At 66.6% G+C, this 18,191-nt stretch carries 13 protein-coding genes; all 13 read left to right on the top strand.

The window, feature by feature from the left end; translation table 11 throughout:
• The first annotated feature begins 380 nt into the window (after positions 1-380).
• From HT579_12095 to HT579_12035, 13 genes are read left to right on the top strand one after another with little or no spacing between them, the layout of a single operon-like run.
• On the top strand, positions 381-587 hold the full coding sequence (locus HT579_12095) for a helix-turn-helix domain-containing protein (protein QKS29582.1): 207 nt from the start codon (positions 381-383) through the stop codon (positions 585-587).
• Positions 584-1,168 carry a BrxE family protein gene (locus HT579_12090; protein QKS29581.1) on the top strand — a complete coding sequence of 195 codons (585 nt, stop codon included), beginning with the start codon at positions 584-586 and terminating at the stop codon, positions 1,166-1,168. The genes HT579_12095 and HT579_12090 overlap by 4 nt, the downstream gene beginning before the upstream one ends.
• Entirely contained in the window at positions 1,165-1,944 is a 780-nt protein-coding gene (locus tag HT579_12085; GenBank protein QKS31626.1) for a DUF1819 family protein, read from the top strand. The genes HT579_12090 and HT579_12085 overlap by 4 nt, the downstream gene beginning before the upstream one ends.
• Positions 1,941-2,519 carry a DUF1788 domain-containing protein gene (locus HT579_12080; GenBank protein ID QKS29580.1) on the top strand — a complete coding sequence of 193 codons (579 nt, stop codon included), beginning with the start codon at positions 1,941-1,943 and terminating at the stop codon, positions 2,517-2,519. The genes HT579_12085 and HT579_12080 overlap by 4 nt, the downstream gene beginning before the upstream one ends.
• A gap of 11 nt (positions 2,520-2,530) precedes the next feature.
• Positions 2,531-6,073, top strand: a complete 3,543-nt coding sequence (brxC, locus tag HT579_12075; GenBank protein QKS29579.1) for a BREX system P-loop protein BrxC — start codon at positions 2,531-2,533, stop codon at positions 6,071-6,073.
• A gap of 9 nt (positions 6,074-6,082) precedes the next feature.
• Positions 6,083-8,029, top strand: a complete 1,947-nt coding sequence (locus tag HT579_12070; GenBank protein ID QKS29578.1) for an Eco57I restriction-modification methylase domain-containing protein — start codon at positions 6,083-6,085, stop codon at positions 8,027-8,029.
• Positions 8,026-8,436 (top strand): SAM-dependent methyltransferase, encoded by a 411-nt coding sequence (locus HT579_12065; protein ID QKS29577.1) that lies wholly within the window; start codon positions 8,026-8,028, stop codon positions 8,434-8,436. Before HT579_12070 ends, HT579_12065 begins: the two co-directional genes overlap by 4 nt.
• The gene (locus HT579_12060) at positions 8,436-9,740 is read left to right on the top strand and encodes an AAA family ATPase (GenBank protein QKS29576.1); all 1,305 of its coding nucleotides are present in this window, start codon (positions 8,436-8,438) and stop codon (positions 9,738-9,740) included. The genes HT579_12065 and HT579_12060 overlap by 1 nt, the downstream gene beginning before the upstream one ends.
• The gene (locus tag HT579_12055; GenBank protein ID QKS29575.1) at positions 9,737-11,374 is read left to right on the top strand and encodes a hypothetical protein; all 1,638 of its coding nucleotides are present in this window, start codon (positions 9,737-9,739) and stop codon (positions 11,372-11,374) included. Before HT579_12060 ends, HT579_12055 begins: the two co-directional genes overlap by 4 nt.
• The gene (locus HT579_12050; protein ID QKS29574.1) at positions 11,371-13,782 is read left to right on the top strand and encodes a type II restriction endonuclease subunit M; all 2,412 of its coding nucleotides are present in this window, start codon (positions 11,371-11,373) and stop codon (positions 13,780-13,782) included. Before HT579_12055 ends, HT579_12050 begins: the two co-directional genes overlap by 4 nt.
• 1 nt (position 13,783) lies before the next feature.
• On the top strand, positions 13,784-15,022 hold the full coding sequence (locus tag HT579_12045; protein QKS29573.1) for an ATP-binding protein: 1,239 nt from the start codon (positions 13,784-13,786) through the stop codon (positions 15,020-15,022).
• Positions 15,023-15,024: 2 nt separating this feature from the next.
• A complete protein-coding gene (locus HT579_12040) occupies positions 15,025-15,600 on the top strand; it encodes a hypothetical protein (protein QKS29572.1) in 576 nt (191 codons plus the stop codon).
• Entirely contained in the window at positions 15,597-18,191 is a 2,595-nt protein-coding gene (locus HT579_12035; protein ID QKS29571.1) for a PglZ domain-containing protein, read from the top strand. The genes HT579_12040 and HT579_12035 overlap by 4 nt, the downstream gene beginning before the upstream one ends.

Here is an 18,191-nt window from a genome sequence, read left to right as displayed (position 1 = left end):
AGGCCGGAGATCACGTCTTTGGGGACGTGCGCGGGTCGACCCGCAGCAGCCAACGCGTGAGCGGGCGTGAATGCTTGGAGCCGGCGCACCCACGTGGCGGATCCCCGTTGGCACCGCAATTGCGGTGCGCTCGGTCGGCCATGACCTCCATGGTCAGCTGGCTCGCCGACCGAAAAGCCCGAACATGGCGGGCAATACCGGGGGAGCTGCGAGCCGCGGCGGGTTGAGGAGCGGCCGACCCATTGCCATACCGATCCTCAACGATCTTCTTAGATCTACGTCGGGCTTGAGCACCTTGATCCGCCTGTGTTAGGGTATCCCCGTGCCTGACTTGAGCGCAATCGGCACTTCTGTGTATTTCGCCATGCTGGAGCTGATCAATGCAAGAGCAAGAGCCCTGGGTGTCGGTGGATGAGGTCGCCAAGCACCTCGGGATCGCCAAGGACACGGTCTACCGCTGGATCGAGTCGAAGTCCCTCCCAGCGCACCGAGTCGGGCGCCTGTGGAAGTTCAAACTATCGCAGGTCGACGCGTGGATTGAGGCAGGCGGTGCTGCGGAGCCCGAAGACGCCAAGGAGAGCGAGTGAGCACGGCCACCCCGGACATCAACTTCGACCGGCTGCTTCGGCTGCGCCTCGTCGTCGCGCGCTACGGTGAGATGGACGCCGCGCGGTGGTGGAACACGGGCGACGCCGCACGACGGACCGCTTTGCTCGGGCGCGCTGGCTCTGTTCTCATGAGCCGAGGCTTTCCACGCACCCATCGCTTTGCACAAGCACGCCTCGTCTTCGAGGTCGCCCGAGCGCGGTGTGCCGAAGTCTTCGATCCCCCAGGATGCATCACCCTCTGGAATCTGCCACCGGCGATCGAGGACCAGTTCGATGCCCACTGGGCGCGCTGGCTCGAGGACCGCGATGCCTGGACCGCGTTCTTCGCGTCCATCGAGCCTCCATTGAGCGACCTTCTCGACGCCCTGAAGAAGCTCGACCTCGCCAGTGATGGCGACCTCGATGCGGTCTCGAAGCTACGCAGGTCCGCCGAGGGCCGCGCCGTGCCGTTGCCTGGCGTCCATGCGGCGACCGACGCCTTGATCACCCAGCTGGCCGCGGGCTTCTCGCGCGGAGAACCGGGCAAACTCGCAGTGCCCTACGCGCGGATGGAGGACTGATGGGCGGCAGCCGAGCATCCGTCGTCTCCTCTTTCACAATCAAGGGAACCCTGATCGAGGAGACGTACACGGTCTTCCGGGAGTGGGACTACGCGAGGTCGCGCAAAGAGAACCTCGATCTCTTGCGACGCAAGAACTCCGTGGGCGCCACGAGCGCGAGCTGGCTGAACGACATCTGCAAGATCCTGCACCGCCGCTTCGACCCGGAAGGCCGCGACCGCAACCTGGTCGACCTGGCGCAGCGGGGCTGCCCGCTCGAACTCTGGAGGCCGGTGCTCCTCTGGCACGTAACGCGGGGCGAGTTCCTTCTCCGCGACTTCCTCGTCGAGTGGCTCTATGAGCAATTCACCATTGGCGCGCTGCGCGTTCGAGCCGAGGACCTCTGGCCCTACCTACGAGCGCTCCACGACAAGGGCCTCGTGGCCGAGCCCTGGAAGGAGAGCACACTCAAGCGCGTCGCCTCGGCGCTCTTGAAGATGGCGGTGGACTTCGGCCTCATGCGCGGCACGGTCACGCGCGAGTTCGCGTCGTACCACCTGCCGGACGAGTCGTTCCTCTACCTGCTGCACGCGATGATCGAGCTACAGCCGAACGCGCGCGAGGTCGTGCACTCGACCGACTGGCGCATGTTCCTGATGGACGCGGCCGACGTGGAGCGGGAGCTCTTCCGCCTCCACCAGTTCCGCCGCGTTCACTACGAAGTCGCAGGGTCGCTCGCGCAGCTCAAGCTACCCTGCGACTCCGCCGCCGACTACGCACGGGAGATGGTGGCATGAGCGACTGGAAGCAACGACTCACGAGGGACCTCGAGCCCGTGCTGCGCGAGACGGACCCGCGAGCGCGGATCAGCGCGTACCACAACATGCCGTACGCAATCTTCCACTACCCGCCGGAAGAAGAGATCCCGCTTCGCGCCGAGCTGGCCCTGCTGAGCACGCGCCTCGAGCAGATCGGCAAGCGCGTCACGAGCATCTCGCTCGCGGAGTGCCTGGCCGACGCCCTCGCGGCCGAGGGTCTGACGACCGAGCGCATCGCGAGCGCCGAGAAGCGCACCGGTACCGAGAAGATGCTCGACACCATCCATATGGTCATCAGCCGTCGTCGGCCTCTCGATGACCTCGTCGCCGCACGGCTTCCACAGGATGCCGATCCCGCCAGGGATATCGTGTTCATCGTGCGGGCAGGCTCGCTGTTCCCGTTCTACCGCACGTCCTCACTGCTCGAGCAGCTCAAGGGCAAGCTCGAAGTACCGGCGGTGCTCTTCTACCCAGGAGAGCTCGATGGAGTGGCTGGGCTGAAGTTCATGGGCGTGCTCGAGGCCGAGCACAATTACCGACCGAAGATCTTCTAGAGGCGCGACCGATGGCCAACACGCAGATCAAGGAGCTCTTCGCTGGCGACATCTGCCGGCGCATCGAGGAGGTCATCAAGGTCGACCAGACCGACGAAGCCATCCTCAGGGAGGAGATCGGCGAGTACGTTCTGACGGACGCCATCCGCGGCCACTACAAAAACATCCTCCGCAGCTACTGGGAGACCCCCAACAAGCCGCACGAGGGCATCGCCATCTGGGTCTCGGGCTTCTTCGGCTCGGGCAAGTCCAGCTTCGCGAAAATGCTGGGGCTGGCCCTCCAGAACCGCCAAGTGCAGGGCGAGGCGGCCGCCGAGATCTTCGCGGACCGCGCAAGCGACACCGAGCTCAAGGTCCTCCTCAAGCAGATCTCGGAGCACATCCCGACCGACGCCGTCATCTTCGACGTCTCCACCGACCGCGGCATCAAGAGCGGCAACCAGACGCTCACCGAGATCATGTACCGGCTCTTCCTCAAGAGCCTGGGCTACGCCGAGGACCTCGACCTCGCCGAGCTCGAGATCACGCTGGAACAGAAGGGCGAGCTCGAAGGCTTCGAGGCAACCTACCGGGAGATGTTCGAACAGGAGTGGGACGCCAACAAGGACCTCATCGCCTTCTCCCTCGGCGAGGCGAGCGCGGTCATGCACCGGCTCTTCCCGAGCCGCTACCAGACCCAGGATTCGTGGGTCCAGGCGGTGCAGGACCGCGCCGACATCACCGCCGGCCGCTTGGCCGAGCGGTGCAAGGACCTGATGGGCCGCCGGCGCCCCCAGAAGAACCTCGCCTTCGTCGTCGACGAGGTCGGGCAGTTCGTGGCGCGCGACGTCCAGAAGATGCTCGACCTGCAGGCGGCCGTGCAGAGCCTGGGCCGGGTTGGCCGCGGCAAGATCTGGATCGTCGTCACCTCCCAGGAGAAGCTGACCGAGCTCGTCGGTGGCCTCGACGACAAGCGGGTCGAGCTCGCTCGCTTGATGGACCGTTTCCCGTTGCAGGTCCACCTCGAGCCGTCCGACATCTCCGAGGTCACGAGCAAGCGCGTCCTCGCCAAGAACGCCGCCGCGCTCGACACCCTGCGCGACCTCTACAGCAAGCACAGCGGGCGGCTCACGGCGAACACGCGGCTCACCGCTGACATCCAGCTGCCCGAGCTCTCCACGGACCGCTTCCAGGACCTCTACCCGCTGCTGCCGTACCAGATCGACCTGATCATCCAGGTCGTCTCTGGGCTTCGCACCCAGGGCGGCGCGACAAAGCACGTCGGCGGCGCCAACCGCACCATCATCAAGCTCGCGCAGCAGCTCCTGATCCACGAGGGCGTGAAGCTCGCCGAGCAACCGGTCGGCAAGCTGGCGACCATCGACCAGATCTACGACCTCATCGCCAGCAACATCCCGAGCGAGATCCGCGGGAAGATCGCGGCGATCAAGACCGAGGTCCCGCACCCCTTCGCACAGGCCGTGGCGAAGGCCATCTGCCTCCTCCAGTACGTCAAGAGCATCCACCGCACGGCCGAGAACATCGCCTCCACCTTGCATCCCGCCGTCGGCGCCGACTCGGTGCTGCCCGAGGTCAAGGAGGCCCTTCGGCAGCTCGTCGACGCACACAAGGTGCGCGTCTCCGACGGCCAGTACCGCATCCCGACGCCCGCCGAAGACGACTGGGAGGTCACGCGCGCCAGCTTCCAGCCGAAGCCAGGCGACATCAACCGCATCCACGCCGACGCGGTCATGGCGCTCTGGGAGCCCAGGCCCTCACACAACCTACAGGACGCCCGCACCTTCAAGGGCGGGCTCACCTTCAACGGCCGGTCCGTCTTCGACGAGGACATCGCGTTCCACGTCACGCTCGCCGAGCGCGGGGCGGAGCTCGAGCGCCAAGCCACCGAAGCGCGCTCGCGCTCCCAGGCAGAGCGCAAGGCGGTCTTCTGGGTCGCGGGCCTCGACGAACACGTCGACCGCGAGACGGTCGAGGTCTTCCGCTCGCGCGAGATCCTCGCCCGCAAGGAACGCGCGGCCAAGACGAAGGATGAGACGTCCCTCGTCGCCGAAGAGAAGCTGCGCCTCCGGACGCATGAGACCGAGCTGCGCCGCCTCCTCCGCGAGGCGCTCCTCGCCGGCTCCATCTACTTCCAGGGCAACGACCGCAGCCCGGGCGACTCGGTCACCGCGGTCAGCCAGGCCGCGAGCCGGGTCCTCGGCCAAGTGCTCCCCGAGGTCTACGACCGCTTCGCCGAAGGTGCAGCGCGCGTCGCGTCGAAGGACCTCGACACCCTGATGACCAACGAGAACCTCCGCGGCCTCACACCGATCTTCGCGCAGCTGAACCTCGTGCGCGACGAGAAGGGCCAGACGGTCTTCCACACCGAGACCGGCGTGCTCAAGGAGGTGATGGACCGCATCGAGAACAAGACGAGCTACGGCGAGACGGCCACCGGCCGCTACCTCGCCGACGAGTTCGAAAAGGAACCCTTCGGCTGGAACCTCGACGTCGTCCGTCTCTTCGTCGTGGCCCTCGTGCGGGCCGGCAAGGTCAAGGCCACCAGCAAGGGCACGACCATCGACTCGGCGCTCTCCGTCGAGGCGCGCAACACCTTCTCGAGCAACAACCTCTTCCGGGCCTGCTCGTTCCAGAAGCGCGTCTCGGGCACCGACATCAACGACTGGCTCGAAGCGGAGGCGGCCTATCGCGACGTGTTCGGCAAGCAGCTTCCCGAGCTTCAGGCGAGCGTGATCGCCGAGGCGATCCGCCGGGAGGTCGGCGAGGCCGAGGAGAAGCTCCACGAGGTGCACACCACCTTGCTCACCCACGGGCTCCCCGGCGCCACCGTGCTCCAGGAAGCCATCGACCAGATGCGGGCAATCCGCGGGGGCAACGAGGACGACGCCATCCTCACCTTCAACGGCGCGCACAAGGCCCTCAAAGAGGCGGTGAAGCGCGCAAGCGAGCTCGCCGCCGCGCTAACGGAGCCGCGGCTCCTCGACCTCAAGCGGGCACGCCGCGCGCTCGACAGCCACTGGGCCTTCCTCGACCAGGAGCCGGACCTGCCCGACGGTCTGCGGCCGAAGGCCGAAGCCCTGGCCGACATGATGGCGCGCGAGACCTTCTACCGAGACATCGCTCAGATCGACCAGCACGCAACCGCCCTCGAGGCCGAGTACCAGGCGCGCTTCCAGGCGGCCGCTGCCGCGCGCACCGAGTGCTACCAGCAGGCGCTGGCGACGCTTCATGGCAACCCGGCCTGGACCGAGCTGAACGAAGAGCAGCAGTTGCGCGTCGCTGCGCCGCTCACGAACCGTGCCTCGGCCACGGTGCCGGCCTCCGCGACCATCCCGTTCCTGCGCTCTGAGCTCAGCGCGTGCCCGCAGCACCTCAAGGCCGCGGTGCAGCAGATGATGGAGCTCATCGAGGGCAGCCGCCTCGTCACCATCAACGTCGGCGACTTCTTCGCCGGACGCGTCGAGACCCCGGAGCAACTCGAAGCGGCCATCGGCGCGCTCCGCCAGCGCATCGAGAAGCTGCTCGGCGAGGGCAAGAAGGTCTGGATTCAGTAGGAGCAACGCGTGGAGAAGGAGACACGACAGAGGCTGGAACGCCTCACCCAGCAAGCGCGACGGCTCCTCGAGCAGGAGTTCCGGGAGCAGCTCGAGGGCCGCTACGACATCCTCCTGGATGGGCGGATTCCGCTCGCCCCCGGCGCGCACCTGTCTCCTCGCGAGCGCGTGCTCTGGGACAAGCTCGTGGCCGCCGTCGCCCACAAGCGCTCGCAAGGCATCACCGCCGCGGCCGCCGTCGCTGCCTACCTGCGTGAGGCCGCTTTCCACACGCTCAACCGGTTCGTGGCGCTCAAGATGCTCGAGGCCCGCAAGCTAGTGCAGGAGTGCATCTCGCGCGGCGAGGACTCGGCCGGCTTCAAGGAGTTCATCGCGCTCGCGCCCGGCCTCGTCGCGATGCCTGACAAGGGCTACCGGCTCTACGTCGAGACCATCTTCGACGAAATCGCGCAGGAGGTCCGCGCGCTCTTCGATCGCCGCGACGCGTCGACGCTCCTCTGGCCCAGGCGCCAGGCGCTGCTCGACCTCCTGGCCGCGCTGAACGATCCCGAGGTCGCGTCGGTCTGGGGCGAGGACGAGACCATCGGCTGGGTCTACCAGTACTTCAACGGCGAAGACGAGCGCCGGCAGATGCGGGCCGAGAGCCAGGCCCCACGCAACAGCCGCGAGCTCGCCGTTCGCAACCAGTTCTTCACGCCGCGCTACGTCGTCCAGTTCCTCACCGACAACTCGCTGGGCCGGACGTGGTGCGAGATGCGCGGAGCCGACACGCAGCTCGCCCACCTCGACTACCTCGTCAAGCCCGAGGAGGGCTTCGAGGAGCGCACTCCCAAGGACCCCCGCGACCTGCGCGTCCTGGACCCGGCGTGCGGCTCCGGCCATTTCCTGCTCTACGCCTTCGACCTGCTCGCGGGCGATCCGACGCGCAGCTTCTTCGGCATCTACGAGGAGGCCTGGCGTGCAGGGGCGGCGGCGAAGTCCGAGGTCACCGGCCGAACCCTCAAGGAGGACTACGACTCCGAGCTGGCCCTACGCCGTGCCGTCCCGGAGCTGGTCCTCAAGCATAACCTCCACGGTGTCGACATCGACCCGCGCGCGGCGCAGATCGCCGGCCTTGCGCTCTGGATGCGGGCCCAGCGGTCCTACCACGACCACAAGGTCGCGGCCCAGGACCGGCCCCTCATCGGACGCACCAACATCGTCACGGCTGAGCCGATGCCCGGCGACCGGAGCATGGTGGCGGAGTTCGCCTCGACGCTTCGGCCCCAGGTGCTAGGCGATCTCTTCCAGCGGATGGTCGAGGAGATGCGCCTCGCTGGCGAGCTGGGATCGCTGCTCAAGGTCGACCGTGCACTTCAGAGCGCGGTCGCCAAGGCCCGCGAGCAGTTCCTGCGCGAACAGCGAGAGCCGCAGAAGTTCCTGCCTGGCTTCGACCGCCCACGAAACCCCCAGCTCGAGTTCGACCTCTCGGGCGTCTCGGACGAGTCCTTTTTCGACTCGGCTGAGGAACGGATCGTCGAAGCCCTCCAGGAGTACGCCGCTGGTGCGCCGGCCTCGCTGGGCGTGCGTCGCCAGCTCTTCGCCGGGGACGCCGCGCAGGGCATCGCGTTCATCGACCTGTGCCGGAAGCGCTTCGACGTCGTGCTGATGAACCCGCCCTTCGGCGCGGCGAGCCTGGCGGCGAAGAAGGAGTTCGAGTCGGCCTATCCGCGGACCAAGAACGACGTCTACGCCGCCTTCGTGGAGCGTGGCATCGAACTCCTGCACCCGACGGGCTACCTGGGCGCCATTACCTCGCGCACCGGCTTCTTCCTGTCGAGCTTCCAGCGGTGGCGTGAGGAGATCCTGCTCAAGGAGGCCCCGCCCACCGTCTTCGCCGACCTCGGCCAGGGCGTTCTCGACAGCGCGATGGTCGAGGTCGCGGCCTACTGCCTGCGCAAGGAGGCTGCCGTATGAGCACCGACTTCCGAGATGCCTCAGCACGCCACTTCGAGGACGCCGAACTCCTCGAAGCGCAAGCGCGACCGCACAACGCGGACCATCTGTTCGGCTTCTCCGCAGAGTGCTCGCTGAAGGCTGCGATGGTCGGGATTGGGCAGCCGGTCGGGCCCGACGGCGCTCCGATTGGGTACAAGAACCACATCGACGCGCTGTGGGCGAAGTTCCAGTCGTTCTCCAGCGGCCTTCTCGACGCGAAGTACTTGGCCTATGTGCCGCCGATGAACCCGTTTGCGTCCTGGCAGGCAGAGCAGCGCTATTGGGGGCGGGCTTCCTTCAGTGCACCTAACCTGACCAGCCACCGGGCGGCAGCGCACGAGTGCCGCCTGCTCGTTCAAGAACTCATTCTCGACGGGGTGTTCTGATGATGTTCAATGACGCCCTTACTAAAGCCGCCGAGATCGTGCTCCAGCATCTGGCCGATCCGAATCGGCCTGCGGTTCTCGTTCGCGACCTCTTCGGCAAGTTCCGCGTGGTCCTCCCCGAGGATCGTGCCGACGCAGCGGGCGCTCTGGCGGCCGAATTGTCAAGTGCGCTCGGAGTCTACGGGTATGCGCCGACGTCGACCTTCCTTCGAGCCTCCGATGTCGGAACCGCAGTGGCGTCCGCACGGGTGGTTCTCGCGCGGAAGGATGGTGCCCAAGTGGTCCTCGTCGATCGGCTGCTGACCGGTACCGAATGGAGCGCGTCTCTGAACACCGAACCGGGCGGAAGGAAGCGATTCACGCTGTTCTCGATGAAGGGGGGGGTAGGTCGGTCTACAACCGCAACAGCACTCGCCTGGCACCTCGCCAAGAAGGGGAAGCGGGTGTTGGTTCTGGATCTCGACTTGGAGTCGCCGGGTGCGGGGACGACGCTCTTGGGCGGGAGCCTGCCTCGCTTCGGCATCGTCGACTGGTTCGTGGAGGACGCGGTCGGGCAAGGAGGTCTCGTGCTGCCGGACATGGTTGCCGAGAGTGACCTCGGTCTCGCCACCGATGGCAAGCTGAGCGTGGTGCCCTGCTTCGGAACGGATACCGGCTTCCGCGGCGCGAGCATCCATCCCGATGACCAGGGCGACTACCTGCCCAAGTTGGGCCGTGCCTACCTAGAGCGTGGTCCCAGCGGGCATGAGCCTTGGCCGCGCCGGTTGCTGCGGTTGGTTGGCAATCTCGAAGAACAGGAGCAACCGGACATCGTGCTGCTCGACAGTCGCACCGGCATCCACGACACGAGCGCTGCGCTGATCCTCGCGATGGGCGCCGATACGTTGATGTTCGCGGTCGATACGCGGCAGACCTGGACCGCGTATCGCTTCCTGTTCGAGCACTGGCGCTTCCATCCCGATATGCGGAATTTCCGCGAAAGACTCTGGGTGATCGGTTCGATGGTGCCGCGCAAGGATGCCGAGAAGTACGTTGAGGGTTTGCGCGACGGCGCGTACACGCTCTTCTGGGAAACCCTCTACGACCAGCCGCCTGACTCGACAGAGGACACTGCCGAATCGGCGACCGTATTTAATTTCCAGCTGACTGACGAGTCGGCCAACCACTATCCTCGCGAGGTGCTTTTCGACGAAGCGCTCGTGGCCTTCGACCCACTGAGCGCGCTCCAGGAAGGCCCGCTTACCGCGGCCTATGCCAAGCTCTTCGACTGGTTTGACCGGACCTTCTTATCGGAGGCGCCGTGACAACGCGCATGCGCACGGCCGACCTCCGCGAGCTGATCCGCGACGCCCTCCCGGTCGAGAGCGCGGAGTACGGTGCGCCTCCGCCGAGGCACCAGTTCTTCGTCCCCAAGACCCACGCGCGGGCGCTCCACATCAACATTCCGGTGGTACTCGGCGACCGCGGCATGGGCAAGAGCTACTGGTGGGCCGCGCTGCAGTCCCGCGAGCACCGCGGGCTCCTGGCCCGCGCGGCGCCCGATGTCCGAATCCGCGAGGAGACGCTCGTCTTCCCTGGCTTCGGCAAGACGCCCGACCTGGCGCATTACCCGAGCAAGGATGTGTTCGCCCGCCTCCTCGACGCCGGGCAGAAGTCGCGCGTCGTCTGGAAGGCGGTCGTCGTTTGGAGCGCGGGGCGCTTCGCAGCCGAGCGTGGTCTCGGTCGACATGTGGGCAACGGCGGGGGCCAAGGAGACGGGACGGGCTTTGGCGGTGGGAGCGGCTACGGCTCGGGACTGTGGGATGGGTCGGGCTTCGGCGATGGCCGCCACATCCCGCCGGTCGATCTGGTCCTGCCGGCAATCGACTCCTGGGAGAAGCGCGTCGCCTGGACCGTGGACAACCCCGAAGCGGCCGATCGGCTCCTGCAGCAGTTCGACGCGACCCTGCACGCCATCGAACGCGACAGCATCTGGCTCTTCGATGCGCTCGACGACGCCGCGGACGACCCGGCCGCCTTCTACACCCTGGTGGAGGGCCTGTGTCAGCTCGCCCTCGAGCTCCGATCATTTCGCCACCTGCGTGCCAAGGTCTTCCTGCGGACGGATCAATTCGAGGATCGTCGCGTCGGTCGCTTCCCCGACGCATCGAAGCTTCGCGCGTCGACGGCGTCGCTGCGCTGGCTGACGACCGAGCTCTACGGGCTGCTCTGGCAGTTGCTCGGCAACCACCCGCTGCGGGGCACGGAGTACCGCCAGGACCTCTACACGACGCTCTTCGAGCACAAGCTCAAGGGTCGTGGCCTCGGCAGGGAGGAGAAGCAGGAGATCCTGAAGCTCGCCCAGGCCGCTGACTGGACGCCTCCGCCGGAGTCGCAGTTCGAGCCGGCCATGCAGGAGCGGCTCTTCCATCGGCTCACCGGACCTTTCATGGGCGAGAGCGCGCGCAAGGGCTTCCCCTACCGATGGCTGCCTACGCATTTGGCCGATGCCCACGGCGACATTAGCCCGCGCAGCTTCCTCTCGGCTCTGGCTACGGCGGTGGTGCATACGGCCGATCATCACGCGGATCATGACTACCCCGTGCACTTCCGCAGCCTGCATGCCGGTGTGTACGAGGCCTCGCGCATTCGGGTCGGGGAGATCGCGGAGCACCCGTGGGTCCAGCCGCTGATGGTTGCGCTCGCCGGGCAGGTCGCGGTGCCCTTCGAGTTCGCGGATGCGGAGGCGCGATGGCGCGAGGCAGACGCGCTCGCAGACTCGGATGTCGTCGCAGCCGAGATCGACTCGACCGACAGCGCGCGCAAGCGCCTCGCAGAGCTCGGAGTCTGGCGCGAGATGAAAACCGGGCGCATCGACGTGCCAGACATCTTTCGGCTGGGCTTCAGGCTGGCGCGGCGGGGCGGGGTTCCGCTGAAGCGCGATGGGGAGGTGCGATGATGAAGACGGTGTTCATCCGCGCCATCGAGGCGCCGGTCGATGAAAAGGCGGCACTGATCCGGGACGCCGCCCGCGGTGCAGGTCTGGCACGATTCGAAGCCGACCTCTCGACCTTCAGCCAAGTGCCTCGTTCGCCATTCGCCTACTGGGCTGGCGACGCTGTACGCGCATGTTTCGAGAGATACCCCCGCTTTGGGCGGACAGGTCGCACAGTGAAGCAGGGCCTAGCGACGGCAGACGACTTTCGTTTTGTGCGACTCATGACGGAGGCTGGCCCTCCTGCAGTGCAGTGCCGGTGGTTTCCGTTTGCCAAGGGCGGGGCGTTCTCACGGTTTTACGCAGATGTGTACCTACTGGTGGACTGGAGCGATGACGGCGCGCGAATCAAGCACAATCTGAACGACGCCGGAAAGGTGCGCTCCAACGTCTGGATGTTGCGCGATACCGCAGCCAATTTCTTCTTCCGTCCAGGCCTAACTTGGCCGCGAAGAACCAACGGCCTATCACTCAGGATGCTGCCAGCGGGCTGCATCTTCGCCGACAAGGGACCTGCGATCTTCGACGACGGGGATGATTCCCGAGTGCTTCTGGCTCTGTGCGCGACGCTGAATAGCGGTGCGTTTGGTGCGCTCGTGGCAGTTCAGCTCGCCAGGACCGAGCTCGCGCAGTCGTTTGAAGTTGGGCTCATCCAGCAGACGCCCATTCCAGGGTTGCGGACTGAGGACACGATCGAGCTCGCCCAACGAGCCCTGCGAAGCTGGTCCCTCAAGCGGAGGCTCGACACGCGTACCGAAACTTCGCATGCGTTTCTACTCCCAGCCTTGGTACAAGCAGACGGCAACACCTTCGTCGACGGTGCGCTTGAGTGGGGACAAGTCACGGCATCCGCGCACGCACAACTCGACGCGCTCGCGGCCGAGATTGATGAGCATGCCTACCGCCTCTACGGGATCTCCGCCGAGGACCGCCACCGCATCGAGCAGGGCTTCGGCACCAGCGGCGAGCCTGAGGAGAGCCCAGATGATGACGACGGTGACGACTCCGATGAAGAGGTCGCCGAGGTCGACGCCACGCCGCTGGTCACCTCGCTCCTCTCCTGGGCGCTGGGCGTAGCCTTCGGCCGCTTCGACGTTCGCCTCGCGACCGGCGACCGCGGCACTCCGCCCGAACCGGAGCCATTCGACCCGCTGCCCGTCTGCTCCCCCGGAATGCTGACCGGAGACGATGGCCTTCCGGTAGCCGGCCCGCCATCAGACTACCCGCTGGCCTTCCCGACGGACGGTATCCTCGTCGACGATGCCGGCCACCCGCGCGACGTCGTCCGCGCCGTGCTGTCGGTGTTCGAGACGGTCTTCGACGACGCCAGCGCCCGCTGGCACGAGGCCGCGGACCTCCTCGGTGCGCCCGACCTGCGCGCCTGGTTCGCCCGCGACTTCTTCGAACCGCACATCAAGCGCTACAGCAAGAGCCGGCGCAAGGCGCCCATCTATTGGCAGCTCGCAACGGCGTCGGGCTCGTACTCAGTTTGGATCTACATCCACCGCACGACCGGCGACACCCTCTTCCGGGTTCTCAACGACTTCGTGGGGCCGAAGCTCGAACACGAAAAGGCCAAGCTCGACCGGCTCACCCAGGAAGCGGGCGGGAATCCCTCCGCCGCCCAGCGGCGCGAGATCGAGCAGCAGGAAACCTTCGTCGGCGAGCTGCAATCGCTCAAGACCGAGGTCGCCCGCGTCGCCCCGCTGTGGAAGCCGAACCTCGACGACGGCGTCATCCTCAACTTTGCCCCCCTGTGGCGGCTGGTGCCGCAGTGCCGCAGCTGGCAGGGCGAGTGCAAGAAGGCCTGGGACAAGCTCGTCGCCGGCGACTACGACTGGGCGCACCTCGCCATGCATCTGTGGCCCGAGCGGGTGGTGCGCAAGTGCATCGGCGACCGCAGCCTCGCCATCGCCCACGGGCTTGAGGGCGTGTTCTGGCACGAGGACGACTCGGGAACCTGGCAGGAGATCCGGATCGACGACGCAACCGTCCAGAAGCTCATCCAAGAGCGTACGTCCACCACGGTCAAGGCCGCGCTGAAGGACCTCCTGTCCGCCGCGACGCCCATGGCGAGCAAGGGGCGCAATGCGAGGGGCCGGAGCGCCTCACCGTGGACCTCGGCACCGAAGCCTGCTCCCGCCGCGGTGCGGGCCACCACGCCTGAAACAGCACTCGACGAGGCGACGCTCCGGGCGGTCAAGGGCGCCATCGCCAGCGTGGCCGACGGCGCCTCCAAGGCCGACGTGCTCGCCGCCACGGGCCTCTCGGACGGTGACTGGAACAAGGCCATCTCCACCTTGCTCGAGCGAGGCGACGTCACGCGCACCGGACAGAAGCGCGGCACGCGCTACCACGCAGGAGAACCCTGACATGCTCAAACGACTCGAGTTCCATGCAGTAGGTCCTGCACCCGACATGAAGATCGCGTTCGGACCGCGACTCAACGTGATCGCGGGCGACAACGGGCTCGGGAAGAGCTTTCTGCTGGACACCGCTTGGTGGGCACTCACCCGGACCTGGGCTCGCCGACTGGTCGTGCCGCATCTCCCGCCCGCCGTGCCGAACATCAAGTTCGCGTACACGACAAGGACGGCAGGGGATTACGAGTACACGAGCAAGTTCGACCGCGCGAGCGACACATGGGGCGTCAACGCCGGCCGGCCGGCGATCCCTGGTCTCGTCCTGTACGCACAGGTCGATGGCGGCTTCGCGGTGTGGGACCCGGCCCGCAACTACTGGAAGAAGGAAACGCCCGACCGGCCGCAGGCCTACCTGTTCAATCCGGAGGAGGTCTGGGAGGGCAATGCGCTCTGCGAAGGACTCGTGCGCGACTGGGCGTCTTGGCAGCGCGAAGGTGGTGACGCCTTCACCGCCCTAACCAATGTGCTCCACACGCTATCCCCATCGGCGTCAAGCCAGCTCAAGCCCGGTGATCGCCGGAAGATCGCGCTCGACGACCCGAAGCAGTACCCCACGCTGCGCATGCCCTACGGCCAGGACGTTGCAGTGGTCCATGCCTCGGCCGGCATGCGTCGGATCCTCGCGGTCGCGTACTTGCTGGTCTGGGCGTGGCGAGAGCACGTTGCGAGCTCGCAGCTACTCGGTACCGACCCGACCAAAGAAATCATCCTGGTTTTCGATGAGATCGAGGCTCACCTCCACCCGCAGTGGCAGCGCCGGATCGTGCCGGCGTTGCTTCAGGTGATGGACGTGTTGACCGGTGACCACGACGCGTCCGTTCAGCTCATCGCCGCCACGCATTCCCCCCTGGTCCTGGCATCCGTGGAGCCGGTCTTCAACGAGGAGCAGGACAAGCTGTTCGTGCTCGAGGAAGTCAACCAAGAGGTCCGCCTTCGCGAGCAGGCCTGGGCGAAACAAGGCGATGTCCTGAACTGGCTGGTGTCGGACACGTTCGGTCTGGGCCAGGCACGCTCCATCGAGGCCGAGCGCGCAATCGAGGCGGCAGAGTCTCTAATGCGCGGTGATGCTGCGCTACCCGAAGAGCTCGACACGAAAGACGCAATCGACGCGGAGCTCAAGCGCGTGCTGCCTGGGCACGACCCGTTCTGGCCACGGTGGGTCGTGTGGGTCGAGCGCGGGGAGACCTAGGCATGATTAGATTCGAGGCCGTGGAGAAGCCAGTCGACTTCGCGGAGAAGGTCGAGGAGCCTGGGGCGATCTGGCTTGCGGATCACGCGAGCGGCCGGCCAAGGGATCTGTGGAGTCCGTTCAAGCCCCAACTCGCCGACGCATTCCGCAACCTCTGCGCGTACTCCGCCATGTTCGAGCCTGTGGGGACCGTGGACCACTTCGTGAGCTGCGACGAGGACCGCACCAAGGCCTACGCCTGGTCGAACTACCGGTATGCCGCGGGATGGATCAACTCGAGCAAGAACAGCTTGCTGTCTTCCGAGATCTTCGACCCATTCGAGGTGGGGGACGGGTGGTTCGAGATCCTGCTTCCGTCGCTCCAGCTCGTGGCAACCGATCGCGTTCCCGAGGGTCTGCGCGAACGGGCTAAGTTCGTCCTCAAGAGGCTTCACCTCCGGGATGACGAGCGTGTGCTGCGGCAACGCCGCGAGTGGTATCGGATGTACCAGGATGGCGAGCTGACGCTCGATGGGCTGCGAAAGAAGACTCCACTGATCGCCGCTGCAGTCGCCAAGCAGCAGGGGAATGCCGCATGACCCACGGCCTGCACCAGCACATCGCGTCGACGCTCGACCGTCTCCTCCGCGAGCGGCGCGTCGTCGTGTTCTACGACCTGCGTGAGGAGTTCCGACCCTTCCTCGATGAGCTCGACGTCGTCGGCACGGGCGTGGGCGACCTCCCGCGCGTCTGCATCCACGACACGCTGACCCATGTGGCCCGCTTCGAGGGGTCGTTCTTCGCGCTCAAGGCCGCCGTGGAGCCCATCCTCGCGGCGCCGCGCCCGGAGCCGGTCCTCGTCTACGTGCCGGGCTACGCCAAGGAGCGGCTCGGCAAACTGCGGGCTCCGGCGACTCCCAACACGGCGCAGGGCAAGGACGTCTGGAACGTGCTCTTCGAGCTCGACTGCGCCGGCAAGTCCTACGAGCCGACCCTTCGCGGCCTGGCGCGGAACGAGCTGCGGCGTCGCTGCACGGACGGCGACATCGACGAGATGCTCGCGCCGGAATCGCTCACGTACCACGACGTCGTTCGCTTCCTGCTCGACGAGGGCGGCGCTGCGGGCGGGTCGGGCTCGCTGGTCAAGCTGGTGCTGGGTAACGGCTCGAGCGAGGAGCTCATCTGCCGATGGCTTGCCAACGAGGCCCGCGACGGCGAGCTCGAGGCCAAGCAGGCCACGCCGGAGCTGCTCAAGCTCATCCAGGCGCGCCTCGGCCTCTCGCTGTCCGACGTCAGCCTGGCGAAGGCGCGGCACCAGACCCTCCGCTATGTGCTCGTCAACGAGTTCCGCTCCGACCTCGGGGGCAAGGTGCCCGGCCAGCTCGACGTCGTCCCGGTCCAGCCGACGAAGGAGGAGCTGCAGCGCATTCGTGATGTCGCCGAGCGTCTGCGCCGCGAGCACCCCGACGCCTACAGCGACGTCGCCGACGGCATCGAGCGCGAGCTCAACCTCCCGGCGCTGAAGATCGACGCCGACGCGCTCGGCACCACAGACACCTTCCGCTTCGAGGAAGCGGTGCTTCTCGATCACGCCGCGAAGCTGATCGCCGACACGCACTACGAGCGCGCCCTCGAGTTGGTGCTCGCCCGGCGGCGGAGCTTCTGGGTCGACCGCAGCCTCGGCCGACTCGGACAGTGGGAGACCTGTCGTCTGATGGCGGAGCTGGGACGCGAGGTCGCCAGGATCCGTCCGCTGTTGAAGAAGGGCAACGGGACACCGAAGAGTTGGGTCGAGCGCTACGCGAGCGACTGGTACCGCGCAGACCGCGCTCAGCGCGCGCTCGAGTCCTGGTTCGCGAAGCTCGAGGACGAGCCCGCGCCCGGGCTAGAGAAGGCATTCGGGCTGGTGCGCCGCAACCAGGAAGCGCTCCTCAAGGAAATGACCCAGGGCTACACGGCTACGCTTGCCGCAGCCGGCTGGTCGGTCAGCGGTGTGCTCCACCAAACCCGCATCTACGCGGAGCTGGTCGAGCCGGTGCGTGGTCGAGTCGCCTACTTCTTCATCGACGCCATGCGCTTCGAGATGGCAGCCGACCTGATCCAGCAACTCGAGGGCGCACAGGAGCTGCGCCTGGTGCCCGCCGTCGGCGCACTCCCCTCGATCACGCAGATCGGCATGGCCGCGCTGCTGCCGGGCGCGTCGTCGAGTTTCTCAGTGGTCGACCACAAGGGAAAGCTCGCCGCGCGCATTGGCGACACGACCATGCCGGGGCTCGCCGAGCGGATGAAGTACCTCAAGGCCGTTCGCCCCGAGGCCGTCGACGTCGACCTTGGCGAGTTGCTCCAGAAGTCGACCCGCTCACTCGAAAAGCGGCTGGCCGATGCGCCACTGGTCATCGTGCGCTCGCAGTCGATCGACGGCCTGGGCGAGATGGACGGAGGGCTGCTCGCCCGGCAGATCATGGACACCGTCATCGGCAACCTGGCCCGCGCGGTTCGGAAGCTCGCCCGCACCGGCATCGAGCACTTCGTCATCACCGCGGACCACGGACATCAGTTCTGCATCCGCAAAGAGGAGGACATGCTCATGGACAAACCGGGCGGCGACACAGTGGACCAGCACCGGCGCTGCTGGGCCGGTCGCGGTGGGCAAACTCCGGCAGCGGCGACCCGCGTGTCGGGGACGAATCTCGGCTACGACACGGACCTCGACTTCATTTTCCCGAAGGAACTGGCCGTGTTCCGCGCCGGTGGGGACCTCACGTTCCACCACGGCGGCCCGAGCCTTCAGGAGATGATTGTCCCGGTGGTCACCCTTCGGATCCCGTCCGCGGCAACCGAGACCCCGTCGGCCTCGAAAGTCACGCTGGAGGGCTACCCGAGCGTGCTCACCAACCGCACCTTCGGCATGCGCGTTCTGGTGGCGGCCGACCTCTTCTCGAAGGAACCGATCGCGGTCCGCCTCGTCCTCCTAGCGGAAGGACTTGAAGTGGGCCGCTGCGGTATGGCTTTGGATGCAGAGCTCGATCGGGCTTCTGGCGTCCTTATGGTGCAGCCCGGCCTGCCGGCGAACGTGGCGATGATGCTCACTCGCGACGAGTTCAAGAAGATCCGGATCGTCGCGCAGGACCCCACCACCGATGCGGTCCTGGCGCAGACTGGCGATATCGACGTGAAGCTGGGGATGTGA

This window comes from Candidatus Accumulibacter similis (assembly GCA_013347225.1).
In the GTDB taxonomy this organism is placed as follows: Bacteria; Pseudomonadota; Gammaproteobacteria; order Burkholderiales; family Rhodocyclaceae; genus Accumulibacter; species Accumulibacter similis.
This window is presented reverse-complemented; position numbering and strand designations above follow the sequence as displayed.

What these genes read in the sequence shown, in the direction of transcription:
- HT579_12095 (QKS29582.1), top strand. Translation starts at nt 381, where the DNA reads ATGCAAGAGCAAGAGCCCTGGGTGTCGGTGGATGAGGTCGCCAAGCAC.
- HT579_12080 (QKS29580.1), top strand. Translation starts at nt 1,941, where the DNA reads ATGAGCGACTGGAAGCAACGACTCACGAGGGACCTCGAGCCCGTGCTG.
- brxC (QKS29579.1), top strand. Translation starts at nt 2,531, where the DNA reads ATGGCCAACACGCAGATCAAGGAGCTCTTCGCTGGCGACATCTGCCGG.
- HT579_12065 (QKS29577.1), top strand. Translation starts at nt 8,026, where the DNA reads ATGAGCACCGACTTCCGAGATGCCTCAGCACGCCACTTCGAGGACGCC.
- HT579_12060 (QKS29576.1), top strand. Translation starts at nt 8,436, where the DNA reads ATGATGTTCAATGACGCCCTTACTAAAGCCGCCGAGATCGTGCTCCAG.
- HT579_12050 (QKS29574.1), top strand. Translation starts at nt 11,371, where the DNA reads ATGATGAAGACGGTGTTCATCCGCGCCATCGAGGCGCCGGTCGATGAA.
- HT579_12045 (QKS29573.1), top strand. Translation starts at nt 13,784, where the DNA reads ATGCTCAAACGACTCGAGTTCCATGCAGTAGGTCCTGCACCCGACATG.
- HT579_12040 (QKS29572.1), top strand. Translation starts at nt 15,025, where the DNA reads ATGATTAGATTCGAGGCCGTGGAGAAGCCAGTCGACTTCGCGGAGAAG.
- HT579_12035 (QKS29571.1), top strand. Translation starts at nt 15,597, where the DNA reads ATGACCCACGGCCTGCACCAGCACATCGCGTCGACGCTCGACCGTCTC.